General features: G+C 65.5%; 23 protein-coding genes and 1 tRNA gene. 10 read left to right on the forward strand and 14 right to left on the reverse strand.

Annotation, left to right across the window (positions count from 1 at the left end; translation table 11 throughout):
• The first annotated feature begins 132 nt into the window (after positions 1-132).
• Both JYG34_RS10410 and JYG34_RS10415 read left to right on the forward strand, forming a co-directional pair.
• On the forward strand, positions 133-372 hold the full coding sequence (locus JYG34_RS10410) for a hypothetical protein (protein WP_213660606.1): 240 nt from the start codon (positions 133-135) through the stop codon (positions 370-372).
• A 15-nt stretch (positions 373-387) separates the two neighbouring features.
• The gene (locus JYG34_RS10415; RefSeq protein ID WP_011533390.1) at positions 388-1,140 is read left to right on the forward strand and encodes a TerC family protein; all 753 of its coding nucleotides are present in this window, start codon (positions 388-390) and stop codon (positions 1,138-1,140) included.
• Positions 1,141-1,220: 80 nt separating this feature from the next.
• On the opposite strand, the gene JYG34_RS10420 is transcribed toward JYG34_RS10415, so the two are convergent.
• On the reverse strand, positions 1,221-1,400 hold the full coding sequence (locus JYG34_RS10420) for a hypothetical protein (RefSeq protein ID WP_213660607.1): 180 nt from the start codon (positions 1,398-1,400) through the stop codon (positions 1,221-1,223).
• A gap of 154 nt (positions 1,401-1,554) precedes the next feature.
• Between JYG34_RS10420 and JYG34_RS10425 the strand changes: the two genes are divergently transcribed.
• Positions 1,555-2,298: a peptidase C39 family protein gene (locus tag JYG34_RS10425; RefSeq protein ID WP_213660608.1), complete on the forward strand. Its 744-nt coding sequence runs from the start codon at positions 1,555-1,557 to the stop codon at positions 2,296-2,298.
• Between the two features lie 74 nt (positions 2,299-2,372).
• Here JYG34_RS10425 and JYG34_RS10430 read toward each other — a convergent pair whose 3' ends face one another.
• Positions 2,373-3,656 (reverse strand): NAD(P)/FAD-dependent oxidoreductase, encoded by a 1,284-nt coding sequence (locus JYG34_RS10430; RefSeq protein ID WP_213660609.1) that lies wholly within the window; start codon positions 3,654-3,656, stop codon positions 2,373-2,375.
• 202 nt (positions 3,657-3,858) lie between these two features.
• Here JYG34_RS10430 and JYG34_RS10435 point away from each other — a divergent pair.
• Together JYG34_RS10435 and JYG34_RS10440 are read left to right on the forward strand one after the other, a co-directional pair.
• A tRNA-Val gene (locus tag JYG34_RS10435) sits at positions 3,859-3,935 on the forward strand.
• Between the two features lie 155 nt (positions 3,936-4,090).
• Positions 4,091-4,660 (forward strand): SPOR domain-containing protein, encoded by a 570-nt coding sequence (locus JYG34_RS10440; RefSeq protein WP_213660610.1) that lies wholly within the window; start codon positions 4,091-4,093, stop codon positions 4,658-4,660.
• A 12-nt stretch (positions 4,661-4,672) separates the two neighbouring features.
• Here the strand turns inward: JYG34_RS10440 and JYG34_RS10445 are convergent, their stop codons facing one another.
• The 8 genes from JYG34_RS10445 to JYG34_RS10480 all read right to left on the reverse strand — a co-directional run bounded on the left by JYG34_RS10445 (position 4,673) and on the right by JYG34_RS10480 (position 12,435).
• Positions 4,673-4,978, reverse strand: a complete 306-nt coding sequence (locus tag JYG34_RS10445; protein ID WP_213660611.1) for an NIPSNAP family protein — start codon at positions 4,976-4,978, stop codon at positions 4,673-4,675.
• A 70-nt stretch (positions 4,979-5,048) separates the two neighbouring features.
• Positions 5,049-5,627 carry a hypothetical protein gene (locus JYG34_RS10450; RefSeq protein ID WP_213660612.1) on the reverse strand — a complete coding sequence of 193 codons (579 nt, stop codon included), beginning with the start codon at positions 5,625-5,627 and terminating at the stop codon, positions 5,049-5,051.
• A gap of 175 nt (positions 5,628-5,802) precedes the next feature.
• Positions 5,803-6,819: an XdhC family protein gene (locus JYG34_RS10455; protein ID WP_213660613.1), complete on the reverse strand. Its 1,017-nt coding sequence runs from the start codon at positions 6,817-6,819 to the stop codon at positions 5,803-5,805.
• Positions 6,820-6,841: 22 nt separating this feature from the next.
• Positions 6,842-8,176, reverse strand: coding sequence for a c-type cytochrome (locus JYG34_RS10460; RefSeq protein ID WP_213660614.1), 1,335 nt, complete (start codon positions 8,174-8,176; stop codon positions 6,842-6,844).
• Between the two features lie 18 nt (positions 8,177-8,194).
• A complete protein-coding gene (locus JYG34_RS10465; RefSeq protein ID WP_213660615.1) occupies positions 8,195-10,441 on the reverse strand; it encodes a xanthine dehydrogenase family protein molybdopterin-binding subunit in 2,247 nt (748 codons plus the stop codon).
• The gene (locus tag JYG34_RS10470; protein ID WP_213660616.1) at positions 10,441-10,896 is read right to left on the reverse strand and encodes a (2Fe-2S)-binding protein; all 456 of its coding nucleotides are present in this window, start codon (positions 10,894-10,896) and stop codon (positions 10,441-10,443) included. Before JYG34_RS10470 ends, JYG34_RS10465 begins: the two co-directional genes overlap by 1 nt.
• Positions 10,897-11,148: 252 nt before the next feature.
• Positions 11,149-11,622 (reverse strand): GNAT family N-acetyltransferase, encoded by a 474-nt coding sequence (locus JYG34_RS10475; protein WP_213660617.1) that lies wholly within the window; start codon positions 11,620-11,622, stop codon positions 11,149-11,151.
• A 153-nt stretch (positions 11,623-11,775) separates the two neighbouring features.
• Positions 11,776-12,435, reverse strand: a complete 660-nt coding sequence (locus JYG34_RS10480) for a DUF3885 domain-containing protein (RefSeq protein ID WP_249746243.1) — start codon at positions 12,433-12,435, stop codon at positions 11,776-11,778.
• A gap of 99 nt (positions 12,436-12,534) precedes the next feature.
• Between JYG34_RS10480 and JYG34_RS10485 the strand changes: the two genes are divergently transcribed.
• The 3 genes from JYG34_RS10485 (at position 12,535) to JYG34_RS10495 (ending at position 19,572) form a co-directional block, all read left to right on the forward strand.
• Complete coding sequence (locus JYG34_RS10485; protein WP_213660619.1) at positions 12,535-13,176, forward strand: LysE family translocator; 642 nt, start codon at positions 12,535-12,537, stop codon at positions 13,174-13,176.
• Between the two features lie 378 nt (positions 13,177-13,554).
• Positions 13,555-15,276: a ShlB/FhaC/HecB family hemolysin secretion/activation protein gene (locus JYG34_RS10490; RefSeq protein WP_213660620.1), complete on the forward strand. Its 1,722-nt coding sequence runs from the start codon at positions 13,555-13,557 to the stop codon at positions 15,274-15,276.
• A gap of 45 nt (positions 15,277-15,321) precedes the next feature.
• Entirely contained in the window at positions 15,322-19,572 is a 4,251-nt protein-coding gene (locus JYG34_RS10495) for a hemagglutinin repeat-containing protein (protein ID WP_213660621.1), read from the forward strand.
• Positions 19,573-19,713: 141 nt separating this feature from the next.
• On the opposite strand, the gene JYG34_RS10500 is transcribed toward JYG34_RS10495, so the two are convergent.
• From JYG34_RS10500 to nhaB, 4 genes are all read right to left on the reverse strand, one after another.
• Positions 19,714-20,415: a YoaK family protein gene (locus tag JYG34_RS10500; protein WP_213660622.1), complete on the reverse strand. Its 702-nt coding sequence runs from the start codon at positions 20,413-20,415 to the stop codon at positions 19,714-19,716.
• Between the two features lie 117 nt (positions 20,416-20,532).
• Positions 20,533-21,147 (reverse strand): dihydrofolate reductase family protein, encoded by a 615-nt coding sequence (locus JYG34_RS10505; RefSeq protein WP_213660623.1) that lies wholly within the window; start codon positions 21,145-21,147, stop codon positions 20,533-20,535.
• 300 nt (positions 21,148-21,447) lie between these two features.
• Entirely contained in the window at positions 21,448-22,056 is a 609-nt protein-coding gene (locus JYG34_RS10510) for a hypothetical protein (protein WP_213660624.1), read from the reverse strand.
• 85 nt (positions 22,057-22,141) lie between these two features.
• A complete protein-coding gene (nhaB, locus tag JYG34_RS10515; RefSeq protein WP_213660625.1) occupies positions 22,142-23,644 on the reverse strand; it encodes a sodium/proton antiporter NhaB in 1,503 nt (500 codons plus the stop codon).
• A gap of 151 nt (positions 23,645-23,795) precedes the next feature.
• Here nhaB and JYG34_RS10520 point away from each other — a divergent pair, with 151 nt between their 5' ends.
• Together JYG34_RS10520 and nudC are read left to right on the forward strand one after the other, a co-directional pair.
• Positions 23,796-24,608 (forward strand): crotonase/enoyl-CoA hydratase family protein, encoded by an 813-nt coding sequence (locus JYG34_RS10520; protein ID WP_213660626.1) that lies wholly within the window; start codon positions 23,796-23,798, stop codon positions 24,606-24,608.
• A gap of 34 nt (positions 24,609-24,642) precedes the next feature.
• Positions 24,643-25,473: an NAD(+) diphosphatase gene (nudC, locus tag JYG34_RS10525; RefSeq protein WP_213660627.1), complete on the forward strand. Its 831-nt coding sequence runs from the start codon at positions 24,643-24,645 to the stop codon at positions 25,471-25,473.
• Positions 25,474-25,582 lie beyond the last annotated feature (109 nt).

Below are 25,582 nucleotides of genomic sequence, written 5' to 3' on the forward strand. Positions count from 1 at the left end.
GGCGCGTCCATATTCGTAAAAACCGAAGTATATACGCTGAAAATACGAATTTTCCGGATGTTTCAGTCTCTCTAGAATGCGATCCCATCAGGCGCATGACGCGCCGCACGGTATTCGACAAGCGAGGACCCCATGCTACAACTCAAATCCATTGGTACACCGCTGGTGCTGGCGCTGGCACTGTTCGCAATTTCCGGCTGCGACCAGGCCGAGAAGTCCGCCCAGCAGATGCTCGACCAGGCGGCCGAAACGGCCAAGCAGGCCATCGACAAGACCAACGACGCCGCCCAGGAAGCCCTGAGCGAGGCTATCGGCAGTGATGGCGATAAGGCCAAGGCCGAAGACGACAAGAAAGACACCCAGGACATCTGAGAGCAGGACTGACCCATGGAATATTTGCTGGAACTCGCCGCAAGCCCCACCGCCTGGGTTGCCCTCGCCACCCTGGTGGCCATGGAGGTCGTGCTCGGCATCGACAACCTGATCTTCATCTCCATCCTCACCAACAAGCTGCCTGAGCAATACCGCTCCAAAGCCCGCCGCATCGGTATCAGCATGGCCCTGGTCATGCGCCTGGCGCTGCTCAGCACCGTGGCCTGGATCGTCCAGCTGACGGAGCCGGTGGTCGAGGTGTTCGGCCACACGTTCTCGTGGAAGGACATGATCCTCATTGCCGGTGGCCTGTTCCTGCTGTGGAAGGCGACCAAGGAAATTCATGAAAGCGTCGACCCCCATGGCGCCAAGGAAGAGTCCAAGGTCGGTAGCACCGTGACCATTGGCTTCACCGCGGCGATCTTCCAGATCCTGCTGCTGGACATCGTTTTCTCGATCGACAGCATCATCACCGCCGTGGGCATGACCGAGCACCTGCCGATCATGATCATCGCCGTGATCAGCGCCGTGATCGTGATGCTGGTGGCCGCCGACCCGCTGGCCAAGTTCATCAACGACAACCCGACCGTGGTGATGCTGGCCCTGGGCTTCCTGATCATGATCGGCATGACCCTGATCGCCGAAGGCTTCGGCGCCCATGTACCGAAGGGCTACGTGTACGCGGCCATGGCCTTCTCGACCGCGATCGAGATCCTCAACATCATGGCGCGTCGGGCACGTCTGAAGCGTGAGGCGGCTGAAGGGTAATCAAGCGCCAAGCTGCATGTGAACGACAAGAGGGGGCCACTGGCCCCCTCTTGTCGTTCATGGCTCGGAGACCGTTTCCGTCAATGTGCCCCGACATGGCGCCGCGCACGGCGCACGGGCTGTGGCTTGGCCAGGGCCTGAGGGGGCAGGTGGTGAGGGTGGGAGTGCCGCCGCACGATGCGCAGCACGCCCCAGAGCATGGCGGCCGCTACGCTCAGCCACATGCCGACCAGTATGAGAATTGCCATTGTCAGGCTCATGTGTGCCTCCTTCTCTCCGGCAAGCCGTGCTTGCCGTCCAGACACAGCTTCAGTCTAGCGCGACGCCTGTGACGTTCCATTGACCGAAGGTCTAGTGCTTGGGCCGTTTCGTTCCAAGCCCGTGCCGGGCTATACCCGCAGGCGCCCGACGCCTATGATCTGTGCCCAGGGCCGGGCGTCGCCTGCCTGGCATCGGAACAAGCGAGTGCCCATGTTGCAACATTCCCCCAAGTCCCGTATCCGCGGCCCACGCCGCCTGCTGGCAGCTTGCCTGGTGGCCGCCACGTTGTCCGGTTGCGCCAGTGCACCGCCGGCATCGCTCAACAGCCTGCCGCAACGGGTCGAGATCAGCAGCGTGCCGTTCTACCGTGGCAACGCCAACCACAGCGGTTCGATGGCCCTGGCCGCGGTGCTGTCGCAGAAAGGCGCGCCGATCACCCCTGGCCTGCTGGACAAGTCGCTGGGCCTGCCCAAGGATGCAGATAGGCTGGACACCGGCATCCCCCGGGTGGCCCGCGAGTACGGCATGGTCGTCTATCCCCTGGACAAGCGCATCGATGCCTTGCTGGCGCAGGTGGCCGCGGGCTATCCGGTGCTGGTGCGCTACCAGGAGGGGTCGGCCTGGTGGAGCGAGGCGCGCTATGCGGTGTTGATCGGTTATGACCGTTACAAACAGCGTGTGCTGCTGCGTTCGGGCATGCATCGCCGCCAGTTGCTGAGCTTCGCTGACTTCGAGTCGGCGTGGGCGAAGGAGGGGAGTTGGGCGGTGCTGGTACAGTCGCCACGGCAGGTGCCGGCCCAGGTGGATCGCCAGCGCTGGTTGCAGGCGGCCGATGAACTGGCCCGCGCGGGGCAGGAGATCGCGGCGAAGCAGGCGGTCAACAGCCTGGGGCATTGAGGTTGAAATGATCGCGGGGCAAGCCCGCTCCCACGATGATCGTGGGAGCGGGCTTGCCCCGCGATGGATTCACATCAGAAGCCCAGGCGGTCGCGCAGGCTGTAGTACCAGGCACCGATGGCGCTGAATGGCACGCGCAGCATCTGACCACCCGGGAACGGGTAGTGCGGCAGGCCGGCGAACGCGTCGAAGCGTTCGGCCTGGCCGCGCAGGGCTTCGGCCAGCACCTTGCCCGCCAGGTGGGTGTAGGTTACGCCGTGGCCCGAGCAACCTTGCGAGTAATAGATGTTGTCGCCGATACGGCCGACCTGCGGCAGGCGCGACAGGGTCAGCAGGAAGTTGCCGGTCCAGGCGTAGTCGATCTTGACGTCCTTGAGTTGCGGGAAGGCCTTGAGCATCTTCGGACGGATGATCGCCTCGATGTTCGCCGGATCGCGCGCACCGTACACCACGCCACCGCCGAAGATCAGGCGCTTGTCGCTGGTCAGGCGGTAGTAGTCGAGCAGGTAGTTGCAGTCTTCGACGCAGTAGTCCTGCGGCAGCAGGGTGCGGGCCAGCTCCTCGCCCAGCGGCTCGGTGGTGATCACCTGGGTGCCGCATGGCATGGACTTGGCGGCCAGTTCCGGCACCAGGTTGCCCAGGTAGGCGTTGCCGGCGACGATGATGAATTTGGCGCGGACCTTGCCCTGTGGGGTGTGCACTACCGGGTTGGCGCCACGCTCGATACGTACGGCCGGGGTCTGCTCATAGATGATGCCGCCCAGCGACTCGACCGCGGCGGCTTCGCCCAGGGCCAGGTTCAACGGGTGGATGTGGCCGCCGCTCATGTCGAGCATGCCGCCGACATAGCTGTCGCAAGCCACCACTTCACGGATGCGCTTCTGGTCCATCAGCTCGAGCTGAGTGTGCCCAAAGCGTTCCCACAGGCGTTTCTGCGATTCCAGGTGGCCCATCTGCTTGCTGGTCAGCGCGGCGAACACGCCGCCGTCCTTCAGGTCGCACTGGATGTTGTACTTGGCCACGCGCTCACGGATGATGCGCCCGCCTTCGAAAGCCATCTGGCCGAGCAGTTGCGCCTGCTTGGGGCCGACGGTGCGTTCGATGACATCGATGTCGCGGCTGTAGCTGTTGACGATCTGGCCGCCGTTGCGGCCCGAGGCGCCGAAGCCGACCTTGGCGGCCTCGACGATGCTCACCTTGAAGCCGTTCTCCAGCAGGAACAGGGCGCTGGACAGGCCGGTGTAGCCGGCACCGATGATGCATACATCGGTTTCCACCTCACCCTGCAGCGCCGGACGTGGCGGCACCGGGTTGGCCGAGGCGGCGTAGTAGGACTGGGGGTAGGGGGTGTTGGCCATGCTCGAGGAACCTCGTGTTTTATATTTTTAACGAATGTACCGATGCTATCAATAATAATAAACACCCGCTAGTCGTCCGGTGAAAATCCTTTACGAGCACCTGTCGCCTGGCCTTTCTATAAATATTTTAAGATTCAGTGAGTTAGCGTGAAAAAAACGGTTGACAGCGGTTTTGGATCGCGTAGAATGCGCCCCACACGACAGGCACATAGCTCAGTTGGTTAGAGCACCACCTTGACATGGTGGGGGTCGTTGGTTCGAGTCCAATTGTGCCTACCAAATCAGAAGAGGGCGATCCGAAAGGATCGCCCTTTTTGCTTTCCGCGATCCCGTTGCCGCGGACACACGCTGCAACCTTCCACCTTCGCCGCCTATCCCCGGCAACCCCCTCCCGCCATGCTAGAATCCGCCCCTTCGAATCTGGAGGTACAGGCGTGCGCAAACTGGCGGTGGTAATGGCGATGTTGGCCCTGGCAGGCTGTAACAACGAAGTCGAGGGTGTGCACAAGCAGGTGGCCGAACACCTGCACAACCCCAAGACGGCCAAGTTCGCCAACGTGCGTTTCGACACGCAGGGCTCGATCTGTGGCCAGGTGCGTGGCAAGGACGATGCCGGGCAATACGAGCCCTACCGCAGCTACGTGGCGATCAAGCATGACGGCCAGTACGAGATCCTCATCGACGAAACCGGCAATAACCTGCGCATCCGCGAGGTTTGCGGTGGCGCCGACCTGCAGCGTCGCGCCGAGGCGCTGGCCGAGCAGCCGGCACCGGAAGGCTGGGATGTCGAGGTGATCCAGGGCCCGAACATGGGCGCCCTGACCGACATGACCGCGCGCCTGATCGAGAAGGGCATCCCATCCTGGGTCGAGTACCGCGACGGCAAGCCGGTGGTGCTGATGGGGCCGTTCCCGGCCAAGGCCGAGGCCGACGCGCACAAAGCAGAAGTCATGGCCAAGCTCGGCACCGACTCGATCGTCATCCAGCACGGCGCCCAGCGCTGACCTCTATCGTGCTCAACCAAGCATCGGGCGCAGGAAACTGCGCTCGTAGCTGAGGATGAAGCGCTGCTCCTCGGCCAGGGCAAAGGCGGCGATGCACTCAGGGTCGGTTTGCGACGCTGTGCGGTATTGCTCGTAAGTCGCGAGGCTTTCGAAGCTGAAGAGCGCGTAGGCGATGTTGTTGGCGCCTTCGCTGGGCAGGAAGTAGCCATGGTGCACACCGCCCATGCGGTTGACCAGGTCGATCCATAGCTTGCCGTAGGCCTCGAAGGCCGGGAGCTGGTACGGGTCGATGACGTACTTGAGGTGGCAGGTGATCATGGCGGGCATTCCTTTGAGTGGGCCGTGGGGGCCCACCTTACAGGCAACCCCGCCACCTGGGCGAGGGGATCTAGCGCGAGGTTTCCACGCGCAGTACTTCGGTGTAGATAGCGTCGACGGTCTGGCCGACCTTGAGGTTCTTCATGCGGGCCTGGAGCTCGGGCTTCTCGACCTTGACCACTTGCACCTTGCCCTCGGGCGGCAGCAGGGTGACTTCGTGGGTCTTCAGGTTGATCTTTTCGATCTTCGAGGTGACCCGCACCTGGCGGAACGCCTCGCCACCGGGGTTGGGGTTATCCTTGGTGGCGCGTATGGTGCCGGACTCCTCACTGGCCTTCGGCGCGCCCCCCACCTTGGTGTCCAGTACATAGGCGATGGCCCGGGTCACATAGATGTCGACCTGGTCGCCGACCTTGAGGTTGGGCAGGGCCTTGGCCTTTTCGGTGAGCTGGAAGGTCACGTCCTTCTCATGGGGGCCCTTGACCGTCACCTGACGGTTGGCCAGGTCGATGGCGGTCACCTGGGTGGTGACGTGGCTTTCCAGCGCTTCGCTGGCGATGGGCAGTTCGGCGGCCTGGGCGGTGAAGCTGGTGGCGGACATCAGTGAAGCGAGCGCGATGGCACGAGCGAGGGAGCGGGTGGATTTCATGGGCCTGTCTTCCTTGTGGTCGATACCGGTGGGTTTTGCGAGGTGAAGCATAGCCACTGGCAGGCAGAACGGGAGCAACGGCCCAAATTCTTGTGTAGGAGCCAGCCTTGCTGGTGAACAGGGGCGGTGTAGATCGCGGATCGGTGTGGACCTCTTCACCAGCAAGGCTGGCATCCTACAGATGCATGCCTTCAAGCCCGCTCTTCGCCCGGGACACGTTGACCGTGCCCGGCAAGCTGACGGCGTTCTTCGCCGCAAGCACTTCGGCCATCACGCTGACCGCGATTTCCGCCGGGGTCTTGCTGCCGATATAGATGCCGATGGGGCCGTGCAGGCGTTCGAGCGAGGCTTCGCTTTCGCCGAAATGCTCGATCAGCCGCTCGCGGCGCAGTTGGCTGTTGCGCCGCGAACCGATGGCGCCGATGTAGAAGGCCGGGCTGTGCAAGGCCTCGAGCAGGGCCAGGTCGTCGAGTTTCGGGTCGTGGCTGACAGCGATGATGCAGGTGCGCAGGTCGGCTCTGAATTCACGGACAACATCGTCCGGCATGCCCTTGAGGTACTCCACGCCCGTGACCGACCAGGTGGCCAAGTGTTCCGGCCGCGGGTCGCACACGGCCACCTTGAAACCATTGAACAGTGCCATCGTCGCCAGGTACTCGGCCAGCGCGCCGGCACCAATCAACAGCATGCGGTAGCCGGGGCCGAGGGTATTGATCATATGCTGGCCATCGAAGCTGAACTGTTCCGGTGTGGCGGTGGTTTCGAGGCTGGTCGTACCATCGGCCAGTGCCAGGCGTCGACGCATCAGGTTGCCGTTGTCGAGTTGATCGAGCAACTGCTGCAGCGGGGCCGCCGCGGGGCTGAACTCAAGCACCAGTTCCAGCGTGCCGCCACAGGGCAGCCCGAAGCGGTGGGCCTCATCGGCACTGACACCGTAGCGGATCACCTCGGGCGGCCCTTCCGGCAGTCCGACGCCGCCATAGGCGGTGGTGTAGCGGTGGATCAGGTCATCCTCGATGCAACCGCCGGATACGCTGCCGACTACCCGGCCGTCGTTGCGCAGGGCCATCATCGAGCCGACCGGGCGGGGCGATGAGCCCCAGGTGCGGGCGACGGTGGCCAGCAGCACGCGTTGGCCGGCCTGGAGCCAGTCGTGGGTGGTGCGCAGGACCAGCAGGTCGATGCTTTCCATGGTGTCCTCGTTTGTCTGCAGGTCAGCGCATGTGCAGGATGATCGGGCTGCTGCTGGCCGGGTCGGTATGGCCGCGCAGCTTGCCGACCGCCTGGGTGTCCACCGCGCCCCCCTGGTTGCCCCAGGTGGCGCGGGCAAAACTCAGCACCGCGGCGATCTCCTGGTCCGACAACTGCTCGCGGAACGCCGGCATGCGATAGGCGTCCGGCACGCCGGCCGCGACGATGCGCTGGGAGCCATTGAGGGTGATGTTGATCGCCGAGGCGTTCTCCTTCGCCAGCATCGAGGTGGCGCCCGCCAGCGGCGGCATCCATTCGGCCTGGCCCTTGCCATCCAGGCCATGGCAGCTGGCGCAGCGGGTCGCATAGATATGTGCCCCCGGCGTGTCGAGGTCCGCAGATACCGCCTGGTACTGCCACGGTGCACCGTCACGTTGCGGGTCGCCGGGCAGCGACTTGAGGTAGCGGGCGATCGCGGCCAGGTCGTCATCGGCCATGAACTGCGTGGAGTTGTTGAACGCCTCGGTCATCGAGCCGTACACCACTGCATGCTGATTACGCCCGCTCTTGAGGAACTGCACGATCTGCGCTTCGCTCCAGCGGCCCAGCCCGGTGTTGTGGTCCTGGCGCAAGCTGGGCGCGTACCAGCCATCGAGCAGGGCGCCGGCCAGGAAGGGCGTGCCCGATTCGTCCAGGGCCTTCTCGTTGAAGGCCAGGCCGCGCGGGGTATGGCAACTGCCGCAGTGGCCGGGGCCCTGGACGATATAGGCGCCGCGATTCCACAGCGGATCCTGTTCGGTTTTCTGTGCATAGGGCGTGGTTGGCGCGAACAGGCCGTTCCACAGGGCGATGGGCCAGCGCAGGTTCAGCGGCCAGGGAATAGCGCTGGGGATATTGGCTTCGGCAGCCGGTTGCACGCCTTTCATGAAGAACGCATAGAGCGCCCGCATGTCTTCGTCGCTGAGCTTGACGTAGGAGGGGTAGGGCATGGCCGGGTACAGCCGTCGCCCGCCCGGTGCGACGCCATGGCGCACGGCGCGGTCGAAGTCGGCCAGGCTATAGCCGCCGATACCGTGCTCTTGGTCGGGGGTGATGTTGGTGGCATGGATCGCCCCCAGCGGCGTGGCCATCTCCAGCCCGCCGGCAAACGGTGCCTTGCCGGGCAGGCTGTGGCAGGCCACGCAATCGCTGAGGCGGGCGATGTATTCGCCACGGCTGACCAGTGCCGCATCGGCGCTTTCTCCAGGGGGGAACGGCGAGGCGGGCTCGCGGGTGACATACCAGGCCAGCAGGCCTGCCGCGACCAGGCACGGCAGGGCCAGCCAGCCGGCGGCTCTGGCGAATCGGCTATTGCTCATTGGGCATTCCTTGTCGTGTCAGCTGAAGGTATGGCGGCTCAGGGGCATGCTGCGCACGCGTTGGCCGGTCAGCTGCGCCACGGCGTTGGCCACCGCGGGCGCCACGGCCGGCAGCGGCGGTTCACCGATGCCGCCCATCTTCGCGCCGCTTTCGACGATGCGCACATGCACCCGGGCCATGCGCGACGGCGGTAGCACCGGGTACAAGTCGTAGTTGCGCGCCCGTGGCATGCCGTTCAGCCACACCGCCTCTTCCAGCAGCACCTGGGACAAGCCCAGGGATACCGCACCATTGACCTGCGCCTCGATGATCGCCGGGTTGACGATGCTGCCCGGGTCGATGGCCTGCCAGATGTCGTGCACCTTGACCTGGCCGCCCTCCAGCGAGACTTCGGCGATCACCGCCGCTTCAGAGCCGAACGGCGAGGCCATGGCCACGCCGCGGGCGCGCTTGCTGCCGTCCTCGGCGGTGAACGGGCCGCGCTTCCAGCCGCCGGACAATTCGCCCACCGCCTGCAGCAGTGTGGTCAGGCGCGGGTTGTCGCGCAGCAGGTGCAGGCGCAGTTCGAAGGGGTCGTGGCCGCCTTTGTCGGCCAGTTCGTCGAGGAACGATTCGTAGAAGAAGTCGTTCAGCGAATTGCCCACCGAGCGCCAGTAACCCAGCATGGCCGGGCCCTTCACGTAGATCTGCGCGATGCGCTTGTTGGCGATGGCGTAGGCCTTGCCCGACAGCCCTTCCAGGGCGGTGGGGTCGACCTTGTCGCCTTGCTTGCCGGCGATGGCCTCGGTCGGGCCTTCGGTGGCGCTGACCGCCTCGATGGCCACCGGCAGGCCCTTGTCGTCCAGCCCGGCGCGGAACTTGACCACGGCCATGGGGCGCATGGCATCGCGCAAGAACTCCTCCTCCCGGCTCCAGATCAGTTTCACTGGCCGCCCCACGGCCTTGGCCAGGGCGATGGCCTGCGGGTAGGGGTTGGCCGAGTCGTACAGGAAGTGCCGGCCGAAGAAGCCGCCAAGCAACGGCGAGTGCAGGGTGATCCGTGCCGGATCCAGGCCGGTGCGCTTGGCGATGTCGTCGCGGAACATGTCCTGCGCCTGGTTGGGCAGCCACACCTCCAGCGAACCGTCGGGGTTGAAGCGGGCGGTGGCGGAGGGCGGTTCCAGCTGCGCATGGTTGAGGAACTGGTTGTGGTAGGTGGCCTCGACCGTGGTCTTGGCGCCAGCCAGGGCGGCGGCGACGTCGCCGTCGTTTTCCTCGTCGCGGCTTGGCCCGGTCTGCGCGGCCAGGTGGTCGCGCCAGCCGTCGCTGGAGAAGTCGGCGGGCATCGGCCGCACCTGGCTGTCGGCGCCGGGCGCTTGCCAGTCCACCTGCAGCGCTTCCACGGCGCGCTTGGCGTGCCACCAGCGCTCGGCGACCACCGCCACCGCGCCGGGCAGTTGATGCACCGAGTGCACGCCTTTCATGGCCTTGACCTGGTCTTCGTTGCGCAGGCCGCTTACGGTCATGCCCAGGCGTGGCGCGTGCTGCACGGCGGCGTGGAGCATGCCGTCGACCTTGATGTCGATGCTGTAGATCGCCTTGCCGGTGGACTTGTCGTGGGCGTCGAGGCGCTGCACCGGCTTGCCGATCCAGCGGAACTGGCCAGGGTCGCGCAGCGTGACGCTGGCCGGGTCCGGTACCGGCAGGTCCATGGCCTTGCCGGCCAGTTCGCCATAGCCCAGCTCGCGGCCCGACGCCGTGTGCACCACCTTGCCGGGCTTCGTGGTCAGTTCACTGACCGGAACACCCCATTGCGCGGCGCCTGCCTGCAGCAGCATGGCCCGGGCCAGGGCGCCGAGGCGGCGCATGGTCGGGTAGCTCATACGCACCGACATGCTGCCGCCGGTGATGCGCCAGCCGTTCTCCATCACCACGTAGGCTTCACCCGGTGGCGCGCTGTCGACCACGAAGGTGGCGGGGTCGGCATCCAGCTCCTCGCCGATGATCTGCGCCATGGCGGTATTGATGCCTTGCCCGCCTTCCATGAACGGGCTGAGCAGGTGCACGCTGCCGTCCGGGCGGATTTCCAGGAAGGCCGGCACCTGGGTGCCGCGTTCGGTTGTGGTGGTGGCTGCCTGGACCCGTGCCGAGCCCAGTGGCAAGCCAAAGCCCAGTACCAACGCGCCAATGGCGGTGCCTGCCAGGAAGCGCCGGCGCGACAGGTTGACGGTTTCGCCGTGGCGCAGGCGCAGCAGGTCGTCCGGGGAATCGATACGCGCGTTCATCAGGCGTTCTCCCCTTGGGCCAGGTCATGCACGGCGGCATGGATGGCGTTGTAGGTACCGCAACGGCACAGGTTGACCATGGCCGCGTCGATCTGCGCATCGCTCGGTTTGGGGGTGTGCTTGAGCAGCGCGGTGGCCGCCATCACCTGGCCGGACTGGCAGTAGCCGCACTGGGCCACCTGGTGCTCGACCCAGGCGGCGACCACGCGCTTGCCGACCGCGTCCTGCTCGATGGCCTCGATGGTGGTGACCTCGCGGCCGACCACGCCGGCCACCGGGGTGACACAGGCGCGTACCACGTTGCCGTCCACCAGCACCGAACAGGCGCCGCACTGGGCCAGGCCGCAGCCGTACTTGGTGCCGGTCAGGCCCAGGTCGTCGCGGATCACCCAGAGCAAGGGCGTGTCGGCGTCGGCCTCGACCTGGTAGGTCTGCTGGTTGATGCGTAGTTCCATGGGCTCACCTGCTGATCATCGGTTGGTTTCGTGGCCGGGGAATACGTTGTTCCCCAATCCGGAAACGCTAGCACAGGGGGATCGTTGCGGAACCGGTACACCCCGCAGGTCGAGAGGATCAGGCAAGCAATTCGGCGGAATGCGCAAGCAGTGCCCGTGGGGCCGCGCCATACCTGCAGGAGCCGGCCTTGCCGGCGAAAGGGCCAGTCCCGTCAGCCCAGGGCAGTGGCCAGCGCAGGGGGGCATGGCATGTCAGGGGGCAGTGGCGGCAAGGTCACGAGACATGAGCCATTGCCCCTCGCCCCATGCCTCGAACCGCTCCACCAGGCGCCATCCACGCTTCGCGTAATAGGCCTGCCGGTCATGGGTATGCAGGTACAGCGTCGGGATGCCGCCGTCACGGGCGTGATTACAGATCCCTTCGATCAACCTTTCGGCGAGTCCCTGGCCACGTGCCTGCGGGCTGACGAACACGCAAGCCAGCCAGGGCCCGAGCTCCGGTCGTTCAGGCAGGTCGTCGACGGCCAGTGCGGCACTGCCGAGCAAGCGGTCGCCGTCCAGGGCCACCAGGCACTTCCACCTGCCATTGCGTTGCCCCTCGGCGAACTCGCGTTGCCAGGCTGGCAAGGGGAAATCCTGGAACTCGTAGTGGAACTGTTCGTGCAGCCATTGCGCCAAGGTGTCGCAATGGGCCATGTGGTGTTCGAGCCAATCCAGGCGGGGCATGGGCAGTTCCCTTTTTGTTTTCGTTGACGGGCAGCGAACTTTGGTTTTGGTGATTTCTCTGTGGGAGCGGGTTCACCCGCGAATGCAGCAGTGAGTCACCTACCGTATTCGCGGGTAAACCTGCTCCTACAGGTATTGCGCTGAACCAGAGCCTTACGACAAACCTGCAGGCGCCGGTTTGCCGGCGAACACGGCATCCATATCCTGGCGATCATGGTCCAGCAGGTAGCGGTTGTACTGGTGGTACAGCTGTTCAAGCCGGGCATGGTTGGGCCCGACCACGTCCATGCCCCGGTCGTCGTAAGGCCAGACCATCAACTGTTGGGGCAGGTTGAACAGGTAGAGCAGGCAGGAAGGATTGGGGGTGATCGGGGTATCCGAAGCCATTGAGCACCATAACAATGCCTGCAAGTGGCTGACCGGCAGTTCGAAGGCCAGGCTGATCCAGTATTCGGGCGCGTGTTCGTCCCACCATGGCTCGTCTTCGATCAGCTCCCGCCACAGTGTGCGTTGCCGGGGAATGGTGATGTTGAGGTCGCCCAGTGCACGCAGCGTCTGGCGGGTAACTTCGCCAATGCAGCTGGAGTGGCTACGCAGGCAGACCACCAGGGTCCGTTCGCCAGCAAAGGCTTCGGTGCAGACCTCCGTGGCTTTGCGCAGCGCAGTGGTGAAGCGCTCGATCATGCCGCCCGATTCGGCCAGTTCGAAGCGCAGGCCACCCGGGTAGTTGTAGTAGACCGGGCGGGTAAAGCAGTCACGCCCGAAGATGCGCTCGATTTCGCCTTGCAGGTTCACATGTCCCTCGACAGTCACAGGTCTCACTCCCTGAAGCAACGGGATGATACGCCAGCGCATCCGTTGCCGCGAAGCCGCTGTATGATGCGGGTTCCGTAGCCTTGCACGAGCCTGAACATGGACACTCACTCGCTTCTCGCTTTCACCCTGGTCGCCGCGATCGCCATCGCCAGCCCAGGCCCCGCCACACTCATGGCGATCAACAACAGCCTGGCCCACGGGCAACGCAGCGCGGTGTGGTCGTCGCTGGGCAACGCCACCGGGCTGTTCTGCCTGTCGGCGGCGGCGATGCTCGGGCTGGGGGCGTTGCTGGCCAGTTCGGAAATGCTGTTCAACGCGGTCAAGGTCATCGGTGCCGGCTACCTGTTCTACCTCGGCGCGCGGCAACTGTTGAAGAAGAGCCCGATGCTGGTAGAGGGGCTGGAGGAGGGCGCGGGCAAGCGCCGGCCGACGCCGTTGAAACTGTACAAGTCGGCGTTCCTGACCGCGGTCACCAACCCCAAGGCGACGATGTTCTTCACCGCGCTGTTCCCGCAGTTCATCGACCAGGGCGCGGCATTGCTGCCGCAGTTCCTGATCCTGACCGGGATCTTCATCCTCCTGTCGTTGACCTCCCTGAGCTTGTACGCCGCGCTCGCCGCACGGGCCAAGGGCATACTGACCCGACCGTCGCTGTCGCGCTGGGTGAGCCGGGTCGTGGGCTCGACTTTCATTGGGTTTGGCGCGGCGATCCTGGCGATGCGTCGGCAGACGGCCTGAGCGACTTTTCATGACGGGGCGCCTGGCGCCCCGTACTGCAACTTCCCCGCGTAATGGTCTTGATGACCGTCCCTCTTCGAATCCCACTCTAAAGTTGTTGCCCGGTGATTCGTGTCTATTTGAAAGCGGGCACTCTGCTTTCGTCGGATTGTTCGACAATCCTTGTTTCGTGTTTTATGGAACCTGCGAGGCAGATGGGTTTGCGTGGGTTGCTATCAAAATGATGCGCAACTAATCGTCGAACTAATGACGCCAATTTTCCGAACTTTCTCAAGTTTCAAGACGAGGGCCGATAACCTGAAGTAGGCACGCCGGAAAGTTAAAAGATCCGACTGCCTGAATGCGTTAGTTGTGCAGTTCTGTCCGAATGGGTGTTGTATGTTGTACCTGCCTGCCATGTCCCGCCGTCCCGCCACGCCCAGCCGGTTGTTGCCTGCCATGTGGCTGTGCCTGTGTGCCGGTTTTGCCCACGCCGAAACAGTCGCCCCGGGTCAGGAAGTGCTGCGCCAACAGCAACAGCAGCAAACCGACCTGCAACAGTTGCAGTTGGAGCAACGCCGTCGACAATTGCAACGCGGCGCGTTTGGGCCCTCGGCGACGACAGCGCGGACGCCCCAGGCCGTGACCCCGGATGCACAATGCTGGCCCCTGGCGGGCGTGCGCGTCGGTGGCGTCACGCTGATCGACCGCGCCACGCTCAACGCCCGCATCGAGCCCCTGGTCACCCCTTGCATGGGCGTGGGCCAGATCAATCACCTGCTGGCAACCCTCACCGCGCTGTATGTCGAGAAGGGCTATATCGCCAGCCGACCTTACCTGAGCAGTGCGCCCGCCGCAGGGCATTCGCTGGATATCCTGGTCGACGAAGGCTATCTGGAGGCCATCGAACTGGCCGACCAACGCCTGCCGGTGTCCCTGGCCGGTGCCTTCCCCGGTATGCTGGGCGAGCCGTTGAACCTGCGCGATCTGGAACAGGGGCTGGATCAGCTCAACCGCCTGCGCTCGGTCGACCTGACCGCCGATATCGCCCCGGGCAGCCAGCCCGGCGCCTCGCGCATCGTTTTGCGCCCGCGCAGCGCCGGGCAGCCGCGGGTGGCCGTGGGGCTGGGCCTGGACAACCTGGGCAGTGCCGGCACCGGGCGTGACCGCCAGGTGCTCAGCCTGAGCCTGGACAACCCGCTGGCGCTCAACGACCTGCTCAGCCTCAGCGCCAGCGACACCCTCAACCAGGGCGATCGCTACAGCCGCAATGCCAGCCTGTACTACGCCATCCCCTACGGCTACTGGACCTTCAGCCTGTTCGCCAGCCATGCCGAGTACCGCTCGCCGTTCAAGCTCAGCAGCGTCACCCTGCACAGCACCGGCATTACCGACCAGCTCAGTTTGCGCAGTGAGCGTGTGCTGTGGCGCGACCAGCAGCACCAGCTGAGCGCCAACCTGCAGCTGGCGCACAAGGGGGTCGACACTGAGTTCGCCAAGGTGCGGCTGGATGTGCAGAGCCCGACCCTGACGGTGGCCGAGGCCGGGCTCAACCTGTTCTGGCTCGACCGCGCGGTGTGGAACCTCGACGTCAACTATGCCCAGGGCCTGCGTTGGCTCGGCGCCGACGACGATGGCCGGCGCTTGAACGGTGACCTGCCCAAGGCGCAGTTCCACAAGTACCGCGCCAGCCTCGGCCAGTGGCGCAACGGCCAGCTTGGCGGGCAGGCCTGGCAATGGCAGAGCCAACTCAACCTGCAATACAGCCCCGACCCGCTGCCGGCCATCGAGCAGTTGCTGGGTACCGACGATTCCGCCGTGCGCGGCTATCGGGTCAACAGCGTGTCCGGGGCCAACGGGGCGATCTGGCGCAACACCTTGCGCCTGCCCCTGCGCCATGACGGGCCCTTCGCGATCACCCCGCGCATTGGCCTCGACCATGGCTGGATCAAGGCCGACCACGGCGCCTCGAGCCAACGCCTGAGCGGTGCCAGTGTCGGCCTGAGCCTGGGCTACAAGGCCCTGCAGATCGATGTCGACTACCAGCGTGGCCTGACCACGCCCAGTGGCCTGCGCCACGAACCCGAAGTCTGGCTGTTCCGGGCCGGCCTGCAGATCTGACCGCGATCGCGCAGTGAATTGCAGCACCTACATGGAGAGTGACCTATGCCAAAGAACACCTTTGCCTTCCACCTTTCGCCGCAGGGCAAACTGCGCTGGGCGATTGCCAGCCTGTTCCTCGCCGCCAGCCTGCCGCAGGCATTGGCCGAGGGCGTGGTAGTGGCGCCCGGCCCCGGTGGCACGGCGCAATTACAGACCCAGGGTGGCGTACCCATCGTCAATATCGTCGCGCCCAATGGCGCGGGGCTGTCCCATAACCAGTTCCTCGACTACAACGTCGACCGTCAGGGCCTGGTGCTGAACAACGCCTTGCAGGCCGGCAATTCCCAGCTCGCCGGCCAGCTGGCGGCCAACCCGCAGTTCCAGGGCCAGGCGGCGAGCGTGATCCTCAACGAAGTGGTCAGCCGCAACCCGTCGGCGATCAACGGTGCCCAGGAAATCTTCGGCCGCGCCGCCGACTATGTGCTGGCCAACCCCAATGGCATCTCGGTCAATGGCGCCAGTTTCATCAACACCCCCAACGCCAGCCTGGTGGTCGGCCGACCCGAGGTGAACGAGGGCAAGTTGAAAGCCCTGGGCACCCAGGACGCCAGCGGCCAATTGCAGGTGCAGGGTGGCGGGCTGCGCAACGATGGCGGTTCGGTCAACCTGATCGCTCCGCGCATCGACAGCCAGGGGCGCCTGGATGCGCGTGACCAGCTCGACCTGACCGTGGGCCGCCAGCAGGTGGATTACGCCAGCGGGCAGGTCACTCACGTCGACCCAAGCGCCAGCACCACCGAGCAGCGCATCGACGCCAGCCTGTTCGGCGCAATGCAGGCCGGGCGCATCAACATCGTCAGCACCGCGCAGGGCGCGGGCGTGCGGGTCGGCGCGGTGCAGGTCGAAGGGCGTGATGGTGTGCGCATCGATTCGGCCGGCGACCTGAACATCAGTGGTGCGGCCGTGGCCGACAAGCTGGAGGCGACCCGTGCCGGCATCCACAGCAGCCAGGGCGATGTCGGGCTGCGCAGCGGCCAGGACCTGACCCTGGCCGCCGCCGATATCAGCGCGCGCGACGTTGGGCTCGACGCCGGACGCAACCTCACCCTGAGCACCGTGCAAAGCCGCAAGCTTCAGGAAAAGCGCGAGAACTGGCGCAGCGGCGCGCTGGGTATCGACTGGGAAACCTACCAGCGCACCCAGACCGACAGCGACACCCGCGAGCACGGCACCCAGGTCGTGGCCCGGCGCGACGCCCAGCTGAAATCGGGGCAGGACACGCAGCTCAATGCCGCCAGCGTCGAAGCGCCGGGCCACCTGAGCGTGACCAGCGGCGCCGACCTGCGCGTGACCGCGGCCACCGAACGCCATGTGCAGACCGACCAGGGCAAGCACACCAAGGGCTTCTGGAAAGCCGACTGGGACACCCGCAGCGAAGAACAGCGCAGTGTCACCAGCCAGCTCAAGGGCGGCGACATCGAACTGCGCGCCAAGGCGGCGGTGCTGGCCGAGGGCGCACAGCTGACCAGCGGCAAGGATATCCGCATCGCCGGCAAGCAGGTGCAGATCAACAACGCCTCGCGCACCGACCAGCGCGACAGCCAGAACCAGCAGAGCAAGTTCTTCGGCGTCAGCCACAACGAAGCCAAGCAGAACACCCGGGAAAGCACCTCGGTGCGCAGCGAACTGGTGGCCGGTGGCAATGTCGGCCTGAACAGCACTGAAGGCATCGATGTGGTCGGCTCGACGGTCAAGGCCAGCGGTACGCTGAACGCCGAGGCGGCGGGCGATGTGAAGGTCACCTCGGCCCAGGACACCCGTGAACAAAGCAGCGCCAGCAGCAATCGAGGTTTCGTGGCCTCTGCCAAGGAGACAGCACCTGGCTCCGGTCAGTACCGTGCGGGCGTGGGGTATGCCAGCGAGCAGCAGGGAGCGACCCGCACCGATGTCAAGCAGCAGGGTTCGAGCCTCAGCGGCAGCGAGGTACAGGTCAATGCCGGTGGCGAGCTGGCGCTCAAGGGCGCGACGGTGAAGTCCACTTCCGGCGACACCACCCTGACCGGCAAGCAGGTGTCGTTGCTGGCCGAGCAGGACCGCCACAGTGAATCCAGCGACAGCCGCCGCACTTCAGGGGGTGTCTACCTCACTGCCGGCCTCGATCGCGCGGGCGCCGGGGTCGATTTCGCCCATGGCACGCAACAGGATGCCTCGAGCACGACGACCGCGAAGACCACCGGCGTGGACAGCGCTGGCAAGCTGACGATCAAGGCCGACAGCCTGGCCAGTGAAGGGGCGCAGGTGAACAGCGCCGGTAAATTGAGCGTGACCGCCAACCAGGTGGACAACCGCGCGGCCAGCGATACCACCAGCAGCAGCCACCAGCAAAGCAGCTGGTCGGCGGATGTCGGTGTCAACGTCGAGTACAAGGACATCGCCCGGCCGATCGCTGGCGTGGTCAAGGATGTGGTCGATGGCAAGGTCTCGGTCAAGGATGCGCTCGACGGCAAGCTGCCGCTCAAGGACGTCAAGGATGTGCTGGACGGCAAGACCTCGCTGACCGATGCCCTGGGCAAGCTGGGCACGCCGAACCTGGGCGTCGACCTGGCCGTCGGGCATGCCAGCGAGCAGCGCAGCGAACAGACCGGCACTGCGGTGGTCGGCCAGTTCAATGGCCAGGGCGTGGAGCTGAATGTGGCCGGCGCAGTGAAGGACCAAGGCACCCAGTACAACGCCAACGCTGGTGTGCTGAGCGTCAAGGCGGGCTCGCTGCAGGCCGAGGCGGCCAGCAACACCCACAGCCGCAGCGAGCAGCAGGTAACCGCCGATGTGTCCGCCCGGGTCTACACCAAGACCGGCGAGGACCTGAACGTGACCGCCAACGGTTCGGGGGGCAGCAAGTCCCTGTCCGAAGACAAGTCCACTGCCGTGGTTGGCAGCTACATCGGCAGCCAGGGCCTGAACATCCAGGTCGGTGGCGATGCCCGCTTCGAAGGCAGCCGCCTCGACGGTGGCCAGGGCGCCGTGGCCGTCACCACCGGTGGCAAGCTGGCCCTCGACCAGGCCAACAACCATGAGCGTCGCGACACCGGCAGCCTCGGTGGCAGCGGTTCGCTGACCGTGGGCACCTTGCCGGTGGGCGACAAGATCGACCTGGGGGCCGGGTTCCAGCTCGACCATGCCGGTGAGCACATCGTTGACCGCAAGGCCCAGGTGGCGAGTATCAAGGGCAGTGGCTCGGTGCAGCTGGTCAGCGGTGGTGACCAGGTACTGCAAGGTACGCGCGTCGACGCGGGCGGCCCGGTCGAGGTCAAGGCCGGTGGCGCGCTCGACCTGCAAGCGGCCAGCGACACCCGTACCGTCACCGGCAGCCATCTGGGCGGCGGCCTCAACCTCGGCGGCAAGGCCGCCACCGGTGAACAAGGCCGTGACCTGAGTGGCAAGCTGGGTGGCAACTTCAATGTGGGGCAGACCAACGAACGCTCGCAGACCCTGACTGGTGGCCAGTTCGACAGCCGTGGCACCGTGGGCCTGGAAGGCCAGTCGGTCCATCTGCAGGGCACGCAGGTCGGCGCGGTGGGTGTAAACGTGGCGGCAGGCGAGGGAGGCCTGGTGCTGGAGTCGGCGCAGTCCACCCAGAGCCGCGGCAACTGGGGCGTCGAGCTGAAGGCTGGCAGCAACCTGAGCCGCAACACGCCAGCGGACGCCGGGCAACAGGTCACCACGTCGAAAGACTTCGACCTCGGTGGCAAGGTGCACGTCGACTACCTGCAAGGCGCCACCCAGCAGAACAGCCACATCACCGCTGGCGAAGTGACGCTGAACAGTGCCGGCGCGGCGCAACTCAGCGGCGCACGGGTCGATGGCCAGCAGGTCGGTGGCAAGCTGGCGGGTGGGCTGACGGTCCAGGACCGGCAGGACACCACCACGTCGGTTCGTCTTGACCTGGGCGCGGGCCTGGCCGGCAAGCCGGGCAAGGTGAAGGAGGGCCAGGACAAGGAAGGCCAGGAGAAGGCCGGCTTCGACTACACGCCATCGTTCAACGCCCAGGGCGAGTTCATGCGCAAGGCTTCGACCAACGAGTCGTCGCACATCGCAAGTGAGCGCAACCTGGCGCTGGAAGGCAAGGGTGTCGAGCAGGCCGGGACGCAGATCGGTGCCGAAGTGAAGCCGCTGGGCTATGAGGTCAAGGCCACGCTGGACCTGCCCAAGCTGCCTGAGGGTGGCGTGCCGAGCGTTTCGCTGGACAACGGCAAGCTGAAGGTCGGCCCTGTCACGGTCGAAGGCCATGTTGACGGCCTGACCACCAAGGGCTGATCGACACCCGCCGCAGGCGCCGGCATGGCCGGTTCCTGCGGTGGTCGGCGCGGTCCCTGTAGGAGCGGGTTTACCCGCGAATGCGAAGGTGGGCTCACCGGCGTATTCGCGGGTAAACCCGTTCTCACAAGGCCTCGTTGTTCAACGGGGCATGTAGCCCAACTGCCAGGCCCTGGGGATGAACCGCGTCACCAGGGCCAACAGGCAGGCCAGGGCACAGCTGGCCGCCAACGCCCGCAACCCGAGCCGCTGTTCCAGCCAGGCCCCCATCGCCGCACCCAGCAGCATGCCGCTCCATGGCACCAACTGCACGCGCCAGCCATGCCGACGTTCGCCCAACAGCCAGCGCCCGAGCCCGCGCCCGAACCGCGAAAGCGCCCCGGTCACGTAGGTCAGGCCGATGGGCAGGCCATTCACCTGTTCGACCACGGCATTGAGCATGCCCATGGCGAGAATCGTCGTGACCAGCGCCGCGAAGGTCGACGTCCCGGGCCAGGCGGCGGCGAAGGCAAGCAGCGCGGCGACCAGCAACAGCAATGGCGAGGCCCGTCGCCTGAATTGCCGGGCCAATAGCACACCCATGGCATTACCCAGCACGAAGCTGAGGATCGCCAGGGCCAGGCGCAGCATCAGGGCGAAGTCCGCCTGGCTGATCGCCACGGCCAAGCGGGTGGTGTTGCCGCTCATGAACGAGACGAAGTCCCCCAACGCCAGCAGGCCGATCGCGTCGGTCATGCCCGCCAGCACCGACAGCCCGGCCACCAACCCAAGGCCGACCCGCCCGCGCAGTACTTGCAATCTGACCCGGCGGGCGCTGTGCAGGGAGGAGGCGGTGGGCAGCATGCGGGTATCTCCGGTACAGGACGGGATGGGACCCCGATCATATACCTGGCGTCATGTTGGCGGCTGCCCACGGACGGATCTGAATCATGCTGTGGCTCTATTGCATGGGCTCATTGTTCAAAAGCTACCGGTGCGTACATCGCCACTGCGCACATAGTGGGCGACCAGTACACCGCTGGGTGAGACGGCCGATTCCCTCAAGGTGAATGCCGCCGCCTGCGCATCGTCACCGAACAGGCGCTTGCCGCGCCCGAGCAGCAACGGGTGGATCAGCAGGCGCAGCTCATCCACCAGGCCCGCGGCCAGCAACTGGCGGACCAGTTCGCCACTGCCCTGGGTCAGCAGGTGAGCGCCGTCCTGCTGCTTGAGCCTGGCGACCGCTGCGGTCACATCCTGGCCCAGGGCATGACTGTTGTGCCACTCGATCGATTCGGGGTGGTGGGTGGCGACGTGCTTGGGGACACTGTTGAACAGGTCGGCGAGCGAACCATCTTCCGAATCTTGCCCCTGGCGTGGCCAGTAACCGGCAAAGATGTCGTAGGTGCGCCGCCCCAGCAGCAATTCGAAGGGCTCGCTGAACAGCGCCTGCATGGCCTGGCCGAAGATCTCGTCGGCGTAGGGCGGAATCCAGCCGCCGTAGGTGAAGCCGCCGCTGGTGTCTTCCTCTGGCCCGCCGGGGGCCTGCATGACGCCGTCGAGGGTGATGAAGGCGGCAACGATGAGCTTGCGCATGGGGTGGACCTCCTCGGTTGTGTGAGGGGTAGTCGAACGGCAGGGGCTGAAATCGACGGGCGCACTGAACGATAGTTGGATATGGGCGGCTGTCGGCCTTGTTGGATGGGGAGGGTGATCGTCTTGCACTGCTCTCGGGATCGAGCGCCGCCCGTGCGGCGCATCGCGGATGAATCCGCTCCTACAGGTTTGTCTCGGGTAGGAGCGGATTCATCCGCGATGCGTCGCGTTGGCGGCGCTCGATCTTGAATGCGCTGCGACACTCACGTCGCACACCCAGAAAGGGTAGCGGCCACGTGCTCAAGGACGACCTGGCAGCAACGCGATCATTCGGTCGAAGGCCGCAATCGAATAACGTCCAACTGGGCTTTCCAGGGCAGGCAATTGCCTAGGGAAGTCGAAATGGACACGCCCGGGCAACACCTTGTCCAGGGTCGAATACCAGTCCATCAGCGCCGGTTGCAGGCGCACATGCAGCTCGAAGCCGCTACGTCGGCGGGTGCTGTCCGCCTGGGCACGTTCCCGCGCCAGTCGAGGGTCGATACGGCCGACAAGGTAACAGTCGGCGAAGCCGATGCGCCCTTGCGCGATCGTCTCCCGGGTGGCGGCAAGCTCCAGGCGCCAGTCACGCTCGCTTGCCTCGCCGATCTGCCACAGGCTCCAGATGTAGTGCAATTTGAGCGGGTCGCTGTCGCACACGGCCCATGTCGCGGTACTTTCCATCGCCAGCGCCGCCTGCCAGCGATCCACGTTGCGCTCCGCCCAGAAGGCCGCCGCGCCGGCCGGGTCCGTCGAGCGCTCCGGCACGTTGGCGAAACGCCCATGTTCAGCAACGACCTGTTGCCCACCATGCTGCGTGCACCAGGTGGTCTTGCCACAGGCGCTGATCCCTTCGACCACCAGAATCATGCTTCGACTGCTCCGTTGCTTGCCTCATCCATGTGGACAGGGGCGCATGACGCCCCTGCCCGAGGACATTCGAAAGGCGCGCACTTTACAGCCAGTAGGTCACCGCCCACCAGCCCAGGCCACCCATGACCACCGTGTAGGGCAGGGCCATCCACACCATGCGCCCGTACGACAGGCGAATCAGCGGCGCGATTGCCGAGGTGAGCAGGAACAGGAACGCGGCCTGGCCGTTGGGAGTAGCCACGCTGGGCAGGTTGGTGCCGGTGTTGATCGCCACCGCCAGGGTCTCGAAGTGCTCGCGGCTCATCGCGCCGTTGAGGAAGGCCTGCTTGACCTCGGTGATGTAAATGGTGGCGACGAACACGTTGTCGCTGATCGCCGACAGCAGGCCGTTGGCCAGGTACAGCATGCCCGGCTGCTGCTCGCTGGGCAGGGCCAGCACCCAGGCGATCAGCGGGCTGAACAGCTGCTGCTGGTGGATCACCGCGACCACGGCGAAGAACACCACCAGCAGCGCGGTGAACGGCATGGCGTCCTGGAACGCACGGCCCAGGCGATGCTCGTCGGTGATGCCGGTGAACGCGGTGATCAGCACGATCACCAGCAGGCCGATCAACCCCACCTCGGCAATGTGCAGGCCCAGGCAGACGATCAGGATCAGCGCGGCCAGGCCTTGGACCACCAGGGCGATACGTTGCCCCTGGGTGCGCGCGGCGTCGTCTTCGGCGGCATAGGCGGCCAGTACCTGGCGCACGCGCTCGGGCATCAGCGTGCCGTAGCCGAACAGCCGCAGTTTCTCCAGCAGCACGCAGGTCACCAGGCCTGCTGCCAGCACCGGCATGGAGACCGGCGCGACCTTGCTGAAGAAGTCAGCGAAGTGCCAGCCCATCTCATGGCCGATCAGCAGGTTCTGCGGCTCGCCCACCAACGTGCACACGCCGCCCAGGGCGGTGCCCACCGCGCCATGCATCAGCAGGCTGCGCAGGAAGGCGCGGAACTGGTCGAGATCTTCGCGGTGCAGTTGCTCGACCTGGTGGTCGCTGTCCAGCGCCGACTCCTCGCGCGGATTGGTGCCGGAGGCGACCCGGTGGTAGACGGCGTAGAACCCCACCGCCGCGCTGATGATCACCGCAGTCACGGTGAGGGCGTCGAGGAACGCCGAAAGGAACGCCGACAGCACGCAGAACAGCAGGCTGAGCACAGCCTTGGAGCGCACCCCCAGCAGGATCCGCGAGAACAGGAACAACAGCAGCTCCTTCATGAAGTGGATGCCGGCGACCATGAACATCAGCAGCAGGATCACCGGGAAGTTGTGCTGCAGCTCCTCATACAGCGCCTCGGGCGTGGTCATGCGCAGCAGCAGCGCCTCGACCAGCAGCAGCCCGCCGGGCATCAGCGGGTAGCACTTGAGCGCCATCCCCAAGGTGAAGATGAACTGGATCACCAACACCCAGCCGGTGGCCACCGGGCCGAGCGTCGCCAGCAGTACTGGGTTGAGGATCAGGAACAGGGCGATGACGGCCTTGTACCAACGCGGCGACTGGCCCAGGAAACTGTGGGCGAGGGCGCCGGTCAGGGAACGGGACATGAATTTGTATCCTTTTGATTCAGCAGTCGCGCACGGTGCCCCATCAAGCCGCGCGGCGCAAGGCATCCAGTCCAGCTTTTGGCACATGCGCGGCCTTGCCGCTGCGCTAAGATCCTGCACTGTGAACCCTTTCCCCACAGGAGTGCCGTCCGTGACCGACTACACCGCGTTCAAGGTCGAACTGACCGACAACATCGCCCACGTGCAAATCAACCGCCCGGAAAAGATCAACGCGATGAATGCCGCGTTCTGGGAGGAGATCGTCGACATCTTCCAGTGGATCGACGACACCGACGCGGTGCGCGCGGTGGTCATCAGCGGCGCGGGCAAGCATTTTTCCTCGGGCATCGACCTGATGATGCTGGCCTCGCTGGCCGGCCAGATGGGCAAGGACGTCGGCCGCAACGCCCGCCTGCTGCGCCGCACCATCCTGCGCCTGCAAAGCTCGTTCAACGCGGTGGACAATTGCCGCAAGCCGGTGCTGGCGGCGATCCAGGGCTATTGCATCGGTGGCGCCATCGACCTGGTCTCGGCCTGCGACATGCGTTACTGCGCCAGCGACGCGCAGTTCTCGATCAAGGAGATCGACATGGGCATGGCCGCCGATGTCGGCACCTTGCAACGTCTGCCGCGTATCATCGGCGACGGCATCCTGCGCGAGCTGGCCTACACCGGGCGCACTGTGGACGCCGAGGAGGCGCTGCGCATCGGCCTGGTCAACCGTGTCTACGATGACCAGGCGGCGCTGCTCGACGGGGTCTTTGCCATCGCCCGGGAAATTGCCGCAAAATCACCGGTCGCGGTGGCCGGCACCAAGGAGATGCTCAGCTATATGCGCGACCATCGCATCGACGATGGCCTGGAGTACATCGCCACCTGGAACGCCGCCATGCTGCAGTCCGAAGACCTGCGCGTGGCCGTGGCCGCCCACATGAGCAAACAGCAACCGACGTTCGCCGACTGACCGGGTTGGCGGGCGCCCTGAAGGGACCGCAAGCATGTCAGCACGCTGGACAACCGCAGTACTCGACCCGCAGACCACCGGGGGCTGGGCTGTCGCCCGCAGCCCAGAGGGGTTCCTGGTGGACGCCAACGGCGCACTGTTTCCCCGCGACTGGCTCAAGCGCCAGGAACTGGACGTGCTGTGCGAGCACGGCATTGGCCATTTCGACGGCCAGCCGGTGTTCCTGCTGGAGCTGCGCAGCGCCAGCGAAGTCCAGGGTTGCAACTGGCAAGGGCTGCGCCGGTTCATGCTCGAGGGCGATTTCGACACCTACAAGGTGCTGGGTTACGCCGCGCAGATCGGCACCTGGGCCCGCGAGCACCGTTTCTGCGGCAGCTGCGGGCAACCCATGACGCAGATCCACTGGGAGCGGGCGATGTATTGCCAGCCCTGCGACCTGCGCAGCTACCCGCGCATTTCACCCAGCATGATCGTGTTGATCACCCGTGGCGACGAGGTGCTGCTGGCCCGCTCGCCACGCTTCGTCACCGGCGTGTACAGCACCCTGGCCGGCTTCGCCGAGCCAGGCGAATCCGCCGAAGACTGCCTGGTGCGTGAGGTGCGTGAAGAAGTGGCGATCGAGGTGAAGAACATCCAGTACGTGGGCAGCCAATGCTGGCCGTTCCCGCACTCGATGATGCTGGGCTTCCATGCCGAATACGCGAGCGGGGAGATCGTCATGCAGCCGGACGAGATCGAGGACGCCCAATGGTTCAACGTCCACGACCTGCCGCCCCTGCCAGCCGGGCGCTCCATCGCGCGCTACCTGATCGACCTGTACGTAGCGCGGCGGTTGGGGCTGGCGGAGCCTGTACTGCCGGCCTGACGCCGCCGCGACCGCGCTAACTTCAAGCCTTACGCGATTCCTGTAGGAGCGGCCTTCAGCCGCGAAAGGGCCGCAAAGCGGCCCCGGCGATTGTTGCTCAACCTTGAAA

The sequence above is a fragment of the Pseudomonas entomophila genome (assembly GCF_018417595.1).
Lineage (GTDB): Bacteria > Pseudomonadota > Gammaproteobacteria > Pseudomonadales > Pseudomonadaceae > Aquipseudomonas > Aquipseudomonas entomophila_C.

Coding starts and splice junctions, on each gene's coding strand:
- JYG34_RS10410 (WP_213660606.1), top strand. CDS start 133: ATGCTACAACTCAAATCCATTGGTACACCGCTGGTGCTGGCGCTGGCA.
- JYG34_RS10415 (WP_011533390.1), top strand. CDS start 388: ATGGAATATTTGCTGGAACTCGCCGCAAGCCCCACCGCCTGGGTTGCC.
- JYG34_RS10420 (WP_213660607.1), bottom strand. CDS start 1,400: ATGAGCCTGACAATGGCAATTCTCATACTGGTCGGCATGTGGCTGAGC.
- JYG34_RS10425 (WP_213660608.1), top strand. CDS start 1,555: ATGATCTGTGCCCAGGGCCGGGCGTCGCCTGCCTGGCATCGGAACAAG.
- JYG34_RS10430 (WP_213660609.1), bottom strand. CDS start 3,656: ATGGCCAACACCCCCTACCCCCAGTCCTACTACGCCGCCTCGGCCAAC.
- JYG34_RS10445 (WP_213660611.1), bottom strand. CDS start 4,978: ATGATCACCTGCCACCTCAAGTACGTCATCGACCCGTACCAGCTCCCG.
- JYG34_RS10450 (WP_213660612.1), bottom strand. CDS start 5,627: ATGAAATCCACCCGCTCCCTCGCTCGTGCCATCGCGCTCGCTTCACTG.
- JYG34_RS10455 (WP_213660613.1), bottom strand. CDS start 6,819: ATGGAAAGCATCGACCTGCTGGTCCTGCGCACCACCCACGACTGGCTC.
- JYG34_RS10460 (WP_213660614.1), bottom strand. CDS start 8,176: ATGAGCAATAGCCGATTCGCCAGAGCCGCCGGCTGGCTGGCCCTGCCG.
- JYG34_RS10465 (WP_213660615.1), bottom strand. CDS start 10,441: ATGAACGCGCGTATCGATTCCCCGGACGACCTGCTGCGCCTGCGCCAC.
- JYG34_RS10470 (WP_213660616.1), bottom strand. CDS start 10,896: ATGGAACTACGCATCAACCAGCAGACCTACCAGGTCGAGGCCGACGCC.
- JYG34_RS10475 (WP_213660617.1), bottom strand. CDS start 11,622: ATGCCCCGCCTGGATTGGCTCGAACACCACATGGCCCATTGCGACACC.
- JYG34_RS10485 (WP_213660619.1), top strand. CDS start 12,535: ATGGACACTCACTCGCTTCTCGCTTTCACCCTGGTCGCCGCGATCGCC.
- JYG34_RS10490 (WP_213660620.1), top strand. CDS start 13,555: ATGTTGTACCTGCCTGCCATGTCCCGCCGTCCCGCCACGCCCAGCCGG.
- JYG34_RS10495 (WP_213660621.1), top strand. CDS start 15,322: ATGCCAAAGAACACCTTTGCCTTCCACCTTTCGCCGCAGGGCAAACTG.
- JYG34_RS10500 (WP_213660622.1), bottom strand. CDS start 20,415: ATGCTGCCCACCGCCTCCTCCCTGCACAGCGCCCGCCGGGTCAGATTG.
- JYG34_RS10505 (WP_213660623.1), bottom strand. CDS start 21,147: ATGCGCAAGCTCATCGTTGCCGCCTTCATCACCCTCGACGGCGTCATG.
- JYG34_RS10510 (WP_213660624.1), bottom strand. CDS start 22,056: ATGATTCTGGTGGTCGAAGGGATCAGCGCCTGTGGCAAGACCACCTGG.
- nhaB (WP_213660625.1), bottom strand. CDS start 23,644: ATGTCCCGTTCCCTGACCGGCGCCCTCGCCCACAGTTTCCTGGGCCAG.
- nudC (WP_213660627.1), top strand. CDS start 24,643: ATGTCAGCACGCTGGACAACCGCAGTACTCGACCCGCAGACCACCGGG.